Raw genomic sequence first — 9,765 nt, 5'->3', positions numbered from 1 at the left:
TTGTTTACCGCATCGATCACCAATACGGCGTAATCGTCGGCAATAATCTTTAAGTTCTCGAGAGGTACTACACGTTGGTTGTAGATACGGTTTATACCGTCGTTCGCAGCCTTCAACTGCGTGACAGCCATTGCAACCAGCACCAGCAAGCCGATTACAGGTAAAACAGATGTTAAGAGGAGTTTAGTGCGGATAGAAAGGTTACTGATCAACATAGGGAATATCCAATGATTCAGTTATTGGCACTGCATCCCTTCACCGTTACCTCAGTAACGGATCACGTACGGAGAGGTATCTAAGCTACTGCCCGTCGCGACTGCGCTTCCTGCGTCGGAGCCTATATAGTTATTGTTAGAGTTTAAGTATTTGTAACAGCACAGCTGTCACATCGGTCCCACGTTAAATTTTTCCGGTTACCCGGTCCACGATTGTAACAGCGACACGCTGTCCCTAACCTGTCAGGGTACTCAGCTCACAGCTATAGCTTCCCCTTCCTTGCTCAATGCCGGCGGCATTTTTAGCGGTAAAAAGATACGGAAACATGTTCCGCGATTGAGTTGGCTATCTACCTCAATTCGACCACCGTGTTGCTCGATGATGCTGTAGGAGATGGACAATCCCAATCCGGTCCCTTCACCGACATCCTTGGTGGTGTAAAACGGATCGAAGATACGGGCCAGGCCCTCTTTGGAAATACCGCAGCCGGTATCTGCAATGGAGACCTCAATCCCACCTTCGACGGGTCTGGTTTTAAGTGTGATGGTACCGAAAGAGTCGATCGCCTGACCGGCATTCACCAACATATTCATCCAAACCTGATTGAGACGCCCCGTCTGGCATTGAATCTGAGGTAACGGCTGAAGATCACTTACGATCTCAGCTTTGTACTTCAGTTCGTTCATCACCATTTTCAGGGTGAGCTCCAATCCTGAATTTATATCGGCAGCTTCCCAGGTACCTTTATCCTGTCGTGAAAAAGACCGTAAGGCCAGCACAATATCACGGATTCGTTCCAGACCCGCTTCGTTGTCCTGCAGCAGGCTCGCCATATCTTCACGCAGGAATTCCACATCCAATTCCTGCCACAAACGGCGGAATTCAGACAGACATTCTCGCAGCTGATCTGCACTGGGCTCTTCGTCGCTATCAATCCAACGACTCATCTGAGAAAGTAGCACGCTGATATCATCCACGTATTGGCGTAACGTTGATGAGTTACTGAAAATGAAACCCATCGGATTGTTAATTTCATGCGCCACACCCGCTGCCAGTTGGCCGATCGAAGCCATCTTCTCCGCATGGATCAGGTCTGCCTCCGCTTTTTCTTTGGCAACACGCAACTGCTGGTTCTCAGATTGCAGCAGCTTTGCCGCCACATTAGCCATGGTTTGTGCAACCAGCGCCGAGAAGCGGGCAACCAGTTTCTCGTCACTTTTGCTGAAGCCGCCAACATCAGCACTGGTCAGCACCAGAATGGCCGTATTCTCTTCCAATGCCACCGGACTGTAGAGCGCAGACGCTGCCACATTGCACAGGGACTCCGGTTGCTGCTGCCATTCAGGGATCTTATCCAGACGGAATGTAGAGAGGGTGTGTCCTTCCAACACTTTTTTGAACAGTGCATCAACACCCCAGGTACTGTTGATAAAGGTGCCTTCCGAGCATGCGGTGCATCGCATCTCACCCGGTTTTGACGGTTCCAGCACAAAGCAATAATTGCAGGGCAGGAGTTGCCGGAAAACATCAAACATCTGAGCAAACATATCGCTGGGAGCATCCGTCTTCAGGACTGCTTCCATACTGCCCAGCAACAACTCACTTTCCAGGCGATAACGTTCCGCCTGTGCCTTAAGGCGGGTTGTTTCCTGTAATGACTCGCGCAGTTGTTCGATCGTTTCCATACTAGTCTGCCCCAAATACAACCGCCGAGATCATCAGATTACCGTGACGGTTAGTTCTGTCGAGAAAACACCCCTGCTCCCCAAAGGTAAATGACCCGAGGAAAGGATATCTGAATTCCTGATTAATGCTTTTCACTACATCCGGCATTCGATCCGCCACCGTCAACATACAGCCGGCGCAATAGACCAATAACGCCCCAACCGGATGATGCCCCTCTTCCAGCAGTTGACACGCAGTATCAGCAACACGGCCTGCACGCGAGATCAGGCTCTCCATACTGCCGTGCATCAGGTAGAGCCGTTCCCCTACCTTAACCTCTGTGAACAACTGCAGACCACGTTCAGCCGTAAGTTCAGCGGGGTGGCTGAGGAGATATTCCGTGTACCCGTCAGCGGCGTTCACCAAACGCCCCAATGGGTTAACGGTACTGTGCATCAGAATGCTGCTTCCGGGCGCCATGCCATTCAGCAATCCTTGTGTCCAACGGTTGTAGACATCTGCGGCAGGCTCACCATCCAACTCTAATAGATGACGTCCCTCTACACGGGTGACAAGCGCACTGAGTTCATCCGGCATATAACCGCTGGAAAAGCTGTATCCGATACTGCCTGAGGGAAACAACGCCGCCACTACAACACGGTCGTGACACAGTTCGCCATCGACGTATTGCACCCAGTCACCAGTGATCTGATTATCGGCAACGCTGCCACCGATGATCGGTACGGAAGCCCCGATAAGATCAACCATCCCCCCGACAACTTCCTCTTCTTTTCCAGGAGGCATGATGCACCAGACCAGGTCAGGGGTTTGCCAGGCGCGACCCACATCTGCAAGGGCGGACTCCAGCGCGGCATAACCCGCCCGGCGAGGATCGTCGCCAACAACCGCCGAACCGATGCCATACGCACCATCATCGTCATACAACGCAAACAGACCGAGACCTACTCCGTCACCCTGCGCCATACCTGCCTGCGTCATAACACCCAAACAGGAGCTACCCGCCAGCAACGTCGGACAATAACCTGAGAGTTTTGCCAGCGCGTGTTCATCGAACTGGGTGTGGTTTCCCGAGAGAATCGCCAGACTGGGTGCCCGTCCCTCTGGCAACGCGGATAACAATTCGTCTACCGCCCGGTCCGGGCTCGATTGAAGTGAACTTTTTGTGATGATCTGCATGAGCCTATTCCCGAAGAGCACCTTCAGTAAGGTACGGCACAGGACCGTTGAGAGCAGCAAGGTGCGCTGGTTGCGAATCAGGTTAATTTATACCCAAACAATCTAACGGCGAGGTCAGACAATGTAAACAAATTTTGTCACAAATGTCGCATTTATCACAATTTGCGGATACAGAGGCGTAGAGACTTTGATACCCAATACAATAAATTGCATGGGTATTACCCGGTTTAAACCGTATTGAATTTACTTAGATGAGCTGCCCGCAGTTGCCTTGCCCTTCATAGACATCAGCCCCGCCAGTGTCACGACCACAATACCCGCCCAGGTCATCAGTGACATCGCCTCGCCCCACAACATCCAGCCAAACAACGCAGCAAGTGCAACGGAGGAGTACGTAAACGGCCCTAACTGACCAGCAGGTGCGTAGCTATAGCCTTTACTCAGCAACAGTTGAGCCAGGGTGGAGGTTCCTGCCATCAGGAACAACCAGGCGATCTGCACAGGGGTTGGCGTTACCCAGGCCAAAGCCGCAGGTACGGAAGAGATGATCGCGGCAAAGAGCGCGAAGTAGAATACGATCCGTTTAGCAGGTTCTGTTGTGGTCATCCGTCGCACCACAATCTTGGCAAAGCCACCCAGCATCGCACCAAACAGCGCAATCAGTACGGCAACATTCAATGCGCCCTCTGTTGGATTCAGGATTAGCATTACGCCGATGAATCCCACCAGAATTGCCCACTTCACCATCGCTGAGATACGCTCCCCCAGCCACCAGAAGGCAATGATTGGCATAAAGAAGGGACCGGTCTGTTTGAGCAGCGCCGCCTGCGCCAACGGCAGGTGGCCCCAGGAATAAAACAGACAGGTCATTGCGGTGACACCCACACCTGCCCGCAGGAAGTGCAGATAGATCTTTTCAGTTTTGACGGCTCCAAGGCCAGCCCTGGCAATCCAGGGTAGCAGCAGGATCAATCCAAACACATTCCGTGCGAATACAATTACCTCGGTTGGTACTTCGCCGGACAGTTGCTTGATAACCATACCGGAGCAGACCAGAAAGAACTCCGACAGTACGATAAGTAAAGCCCCCTGATAGACAGGGGAGGATTGAAACACGCCCATTGCATCCCTTCAGAAATAAGAAAGCCAGGTGTCCCCACCACCCGAAAGAAGGGGAACACCTGGCTGGTATAAGACCAGAACGTGGGCTTTATACGCTGATCACTTCGAAATCGCCAGCCGTTTCTTTCGCTGCCGCTTCACTGGTCACAACAGCAACGCTTGCCTTGGCAGGATCGAGATAGGTCTGTGCAACACGTTTCAGATCATCAAGGGTCACTTGCAGGATGCGTGCGCGGAAACGCTTACGCTGTTCCGGCGTACGCCCGAACAGTGCACTGTGGAATGCCTGCTTGGCTTCGCCAGCCGGAGATCCAGGACGGTCAATGGAGCTCACGACACCCAGAATTGCCTCTTCCAGTTTCTGTGGATCATGCTCAGTTTGCAGCAACCACTGCACCGACTTGTCAAAATCGTCCAGCGTTTCGGTCAGGCGTGGATCGCGGTAAGAGAAGAAACGGAACGCTGCATCGGCAGAATCCTGACCTGCACCAGAACCGTAGGCACCGCCCTGCTCGCGAATCGCACGGTGCAGGTAACCGTTACGCAGGAAATCACCCAGTACGGTCAGGGCTGCGGAGTCTTCATGCTCAACGGTCACCGTTGGGTATGCCTTGGCACAGAAGTTCACCTGTGTGCTGGTGGTCCAGAGCTGTTTTACTGTTCCCCGTACCGCAGGGGCGGTGAAGAGCTTACCTTCAGCAACGGCTTCTTCGCCCCAGGTGTCTGCCAGCGTTTCGGCCAGTGCGGTCTGCTGTTCAGTTTCTGCCACCAGCAGGAACTGACGTGGCGCCACTTTCACTTTTTCGTGAATCGCCAACAGCTGGTCAGACAACTGCTGAAGCTCAGCGGCTTCATTCAGACGATCGTCCAGTTCCTTGACGTAACGGATGCTCGCCAGTCCGCGGGAGTGGTGTGCCAACTGTGCCGCCGGGCTCATCTGGGACAATGCTGCCATCATCGCCAGACTGTGGCCGTGACCGGTAATGCTCTGCTCTTTACGGGTACGCTGCTGCGCAACGATCTCACGGATTCGGTCCAGTTCGTCAAAGCGTGCCTTGAACAGGGTTTCGTGTAGCAGCGCGGTCATCTCCTGCTGCTTGGATACCAGTGCTTTACCCGCCAGCGTGAAGTAACCTTTGATCGCCTGTTCGTCATCAATGGCACCACGCACGGATGAGTACGCGTGCACACTGCCGGTCACCTGCGCCTGGTACTGCTGGTTTTCCATGTAATCACGGTCACCACAGCCCATTTCGGTCAGCAGATGGCTATAAAGTGGCAACAGCTTCAGCTCTTCCTCATTCAGTTCCGGCAGATCCATGATGATCTGCTGGTACACCAGACCGTTTGTGCCTTGATTGTACTGGGTCAGCGGTAAGCGGCTGTCGGCAGCATCCGCTTCAGGAATATTCATCTCTGCCGGCACATCCGCGATGGTCACTTTTGGCAGGATGCTCTCATCGTCTTCCTGCATCTGGCGCGCTTCCAAATCCGATGCCTGCTGAATCAGCGCATCGGCTTCTTCATCGGTCAGCTGCTGACGAATCGCTTCCAGGTTTGCTGCTTCTTTCTTATCACGTCGCTGAGCCAGCTCAGCATCCGGACGCAATGTCAGGCGCACACGGTGCGAATTGTCGAGCAACCATTCTTTCACCAGACTTTGAACAAAATCCGGTTCCTTGATCTGCTCGTGCAGGGATTCCAGCACCGGATCAAGGTTCAGCAGCGCAATCGCATCACCCCGGTGGATTGCGGATGGCATCGCCGCCAGAATCAGGTTCAGGCCATACGGATGACCATCTCCACTGATCTCACGCTGGATCAACTCAAGCTGGTGCAGTTGCGCTTCCAGCATCTCCTGTGGCACACCCTCTTCTGCGACTTTCTCCAGTACGTCCAGAACCATTTGCTCAAATGCTGCCGCATGTTCCGGTTCGCTACCTTCGATACCACACATAAAGCTCATCTGTCGGTTGGAGTCTTCCAATCCGCACATTGGCGAAGGTGCGGTACCCAGATCGGTTGACTCCAGTGCGTGACGCAGCGGCGACGCACTGTTATCCAGCAGCACACGGGAGATCAAATGCGCTTTCAACTGCTCTTCGAGATTCGTAGAGTGCCCCATCAGCCAGCCCAACACATGATGGGTCTTACCGCTGATATCGTCCTGCTCGTATGCGTAAGCCTCTTCCACCCGCACCGGCGCGTGGTATGGCTTCTCTTCACTTACGGCGATCTCCACATCAAGTTTGTCGAACTTGGCCAGAGCCCGCTCTTCAAAACGCTGCTGCAACTCGCGCACCGGCATATTACCGAAGGTCATGAAAACCGCATTGCTCGGGTGGTAATGCGTCTTGTAGAACTCAACCAGCTCATCGTAGCTCAGGTCAGTAATGCATTCCGGATCACCACCACTGTTGTAGTGGTAGGTGGTGGTTGGGAACAGGTGTTTGCTGAGTGTCTGCCACAGCGTGGAAATTGGTGAACTCATCGCGCCCTTCATCTCATTGAGCACAACACCCTTGTATTCCAGCGGAGAGTTCTTGTTGCCCGCTTCTGAAAACTCAATTCGGTGACCTTCCTGGGCGAAATCCAGCGGATCAAGGCGCGAGAAAAACGCCGCATCCAGGTACACATCTAGCAGGTTGTTGAAGTCTTTAACGTTCTGACTCGCGAACGGGTACGCCGTCCAGTCGCTGCTGGTAAACGCGTTCATAAAGGTATTCAGTGAACGGCGCGTCATCATAAAGAACGGATCACGCACCGGATACTGCTCACTACCGCACAACGCGGTGTGCTCAAGAATATGCGCAACACCGGTCGAATCCATTGGGACAGTGCGAAACGCCACCAGAAATACGTTTTCTTCATTATCCGCCGCGATGTGGTAGTGCTTGGCACCCGTCTTGATGTGGGTGTATTCAGCCACTTCCACACCAAGTGAAGCGATGGATTCGGCACGGTTGAAAACGAAGCTGGCGTAACAATCCTGTACTTGCATAGAAACTGAAGCCTTATATAGATATCGAAGTAATCTGCCCGCTTCTACGCGGGCGGCATGGCTTTAGACTGCCACTATTAGCCTGATTGTAAAGGTACAACGGCTGGTTTCAAAAAACTGTTGCATTTAAGTCCTAGTCTAGAAGCTTCAGTCTGTCCATGCGGGGCATTGTAAAAACCACCGCAACGCACCAAACCATCGTTTGATGTGCTCAGGTTTTTTATATTCCGACAGACTGAATCGCGCATCACACTGTTTCATAAGAACTTTTAAGTAATGATTATTCCAGAAAACAGATTTTGTGCAGCGCACAAATAAACGGTTGACAGGTTATTTTTTAGCCACTATATTGACCCTAATTGCTGCAACGCACAAAAGCTCTCAAACAAGCTTATACTCAAGGTGATAACAATGTACGACCTGATGAACGACGTTAAGGAAAAAATGCAGCCTGCAGTAGACGTGGCTGAAATCAACAAGAAAGCGGCAGAAAAACTGTTTGCACTGCAGTCCGAGTACGTTACTGACTTCGTAAATTCCTGTGTATCTCAGATGAAAGCACTGACCGAAGTAAAAGAGCCGTCTGAAGCTGTAGAGCTGCAGATGACTTACTTCAAACAGCTGGAAACTAAGCTGGCTGAGGTTGCTGAGAAAGAGTACGACGCACTGAACGAAGCAAAAGACCAGATCACCGAAGTAGTAGAGAAAAGCCTGGCTGACCTGCAAAACAACGATTACGTTGCAGAGATGACCAAGTACATGAACGAAGCATCTGAGACTGTAAACAAGTACGTTGCTGAAGCAACTGAAGCAGCTGCTGAAGCGCCAGTCGTTGCAGCAGCACCTGCAAATAAGCCAGCGGCTAAAGCTGCTGCGCCAAAGAAAGCACCAGCGAAAACTTCTCGCCGCACTGCTGCGAAGAAAGAAGCTGCTGACACTGCAGAGTAATACCGAATGCGCTCTCTGGGGGCTGCTTTGGCCCCCGCTTTTGTTCCACTCTGGCTACTACAGCCTTTATCCCTTTTTCCGGCCCTCGTGGCCGGATTTTTTATCTCTTTGCCTTAGCTATGTAAAAGGCTGGCAGGATCAGACAATATCCTGCATCTTTGCCAAGGCAGGCAGTGGTCCTTCCAACCCCATCGCAAAGCGCATGACTTTGTTTTTTGCAGGTGTCACACGCTCTGCCAACCCCAGACCGATGTTGCGCATCACTTTCAATGGCATGTTGTCATTACTGAACACCCGGTAGAACAGGTCCATCGTCTGCATCATCACCAGGTTGTGGTTGCGACGCTGCTTTTCATACTCTTTCAGTACCGCCAGAGACGTGATGTCTTTCCCTTTGCGCTGCGCGAGCAATATCGTCTCAGCCAGCGCTGCAGCATCCAGCATCCCTATGTTAACGCCCTGTCCGGCCAATGGGTGAATCATATGCGCCGCATCACCCGCCAGCACAACACCTTCCTTTGCATACTCCAAAGCGTGTTGTCGGCGCAGAGGGAAGAAACCACGCTCAAGCAGCGTGTCGATCTTACCGAGCGATTCAGGGAACGTCTCGGTCAGCTCAGCCATAAACTGATTCACCGGCAGTGCCATCAAACGCTTTACGTTCTGTGGGGTGTTATACCAGACCAGAGAGGCGTGCGGTCCTGGCAACGGCAGAAACGCCAGCGGTCCGGTCGCGGTAAACTGCTGCCAGGTGATGTCCTGCTGTGGGTAATCGGTAATCACAGACGCCACCAATGCATTCTGCTCATAGTCCCATTTGCGCACGCCAATTCCCGCTGCCTGACGTACCCGTGACTCACCTCCATCCGCAGCCACCAGCAGACGCCCCACCAGCTCGGTACCGTCTTCCAATGTAACTACGCTAGCACCCGGAGAGTAATCTATGGACACGGTCTTCGCCGGACAGATCAGATCCACATTATCAAACGCCGCCATGCGCTCCAGCAGCGCAAGCTGAATGATTCGGTTCTCAACAATGTGGCCCAGATAAGGTTCAGAGATATCGTCGGAGACAAATTCGGTGGCAGCGCGTTGCTCGTCCGACTCCCATACTTTCATGCGGCGATACGGACAACTACGGCGGGACAGGATGCCCTCCCAGGCCCCAACCATGTCGATCACATTCTGCGATGCAACGCTGATAGCGGATACACGAAGATCACGAGGCTGTTCCAGGTCAAAACCTTTTGGATACTGATACTCCAGCACCCCAACCGACAGGTCACTACCACCCAGCGCACAGGCGATGGTCGCACCAACCATACCACCACCCACAATCAGAACGTCATACCGTTTATCCATGGTCTTCCGCCATCACCTCTATCGACATTTTGCGCAAGTATACCCAATACGGCGGTCGACTGTTCAAGTGATATCGACGTCCATACCGCACAAAAACAGCAAAGGATGACTAATGATCATTTATTGGACATCTCAATCCAGCTTGTTTAAGCTTAAAAATGATCTGTTTTTTACTCAGTTCCGTACCGACCGCCCATCGATAGCACCTCGCGCAAGGACCCGACGCCTCTATCCGGGTTCTCGGTTAATCTGAA

General features: G+C 52.5%; 7 protein-coding genes. 1 reads left to right on the top strand and 6 read right to left on the bottom strand.

Going from position 1 to position 9,765, the window contains the following annotated elements:
- The 5 genes from ACEQ15_RS04500 to ACEQ15_RS04480 form a co-directional block, all read right to left on the bottom strand.
- Positions 1 to 215: MCP four helix bundle domain-containing protein (locus ACEQ15_RS04500; RefSeq protein ID WP_370277866.1), on the bottom strand; the 215-nt coding region annotated here is incomplete at its 3' end.
- Positions 216 to 467: 252 nt separating this feature from the next.
- Positions 468 to 1,901, bottom strand: coding sequence for a sensor histidine kinase (locus ACEQ15_RS04495; protein WP_370277864.1), 1,434 nt, complete (start codon positions 1,899 to 1,901; stop codon positions 468 to 470).
- A 1-nt stretch (position 1,902) separates the two neighbouring features.
- Positions 1,903 to 3,078, bottom strand: a complete 1,176-nt coding sequence (locus ACEQ15_RS04490) for an FIST signal transduction protein (RefSeq protein WP_370277863.1) — start codon at positions 3,076 to 3,078, stop codon at positions 1,903 to 1,905.
- Between the two features lie 243 nt (positions 3,079 to 3,321).
- Positions 3,322 to 4,200: a DMT family transporter gene (locus tag ACEQ15_RS04485; RefSeq protein ID WP_370277861.1), complete on the bottom strand. Its 879-nt coding sequence runs from the start codon at positions 4,198 to 4,200 to the stop codon at positions 3,322 to 3,324.
- A gap of 88 nt (positions 4,201 to 4,288) precedes the next feature.
- Positions 4,289 to 7,201: an insulinase family protein gene (locus tag ACEQ15_RS04480; protein ID WP_370277860.1), complete on the bottom strand. Its 2,913-nt coding sequence runs from the start codon at positions 7,199 to 7,201 to the stop codon at positions 4,289 to 4,291.
- 411 nt (positions 7,202 to 7,612) lie between these two features.
- Between ACEQ15_RS04480 and ACEQ15_RS04475 the strand changes: the two genes are divergently transcribed.
- The gene (locus ACEQ15_RS04475; protein ID WP_370277859.1) at positions 7,613 to 8,149 is read left to right on the top strand and encodes a phasin family protein; all 537 of its coding nucleotides are present in this window, start codon (positions 7,613 to 7,615) and stop codon (positions 8,147 to 8,149) included.
- A 138-nt stretch (positions 8,150 to 8,287) separates the two neighbouring features.
- On the opposite strand, the gene ACEQ15_RS04470 is transcribed toward ACEQ15_RS04475, so the two are convergent.
- Complete coding sequence (locus ACEQ15_RS04470) at positions 8,288 to 9,511, bottom strand: UbiH/UbiF/VisC/COQ6 family ubiquinone biosynthesis hydroxylase (protein ID WP_370277858.1); 1,224 nt, start codon at positions 9,509 to 9,511, stop codon at positions 8,288 to 8,290.
- Positions 9,512 to 9,765: the final 254 nt, after the last annotated feature.

It is taken from the genome of Pontibacterium sp. (genome assembly GCF_964228735.1).
Classification (GTDB): Bacteria; Pseudomonadota; Gammaproteobacteria; order Pseudomonadales; family Balneatricaceae; genus Pontibacterium.
Note: the sequence above shows the minus strand (reverse complement) of the source record. Positions and strands in the feature narration are given on the sequence as shown.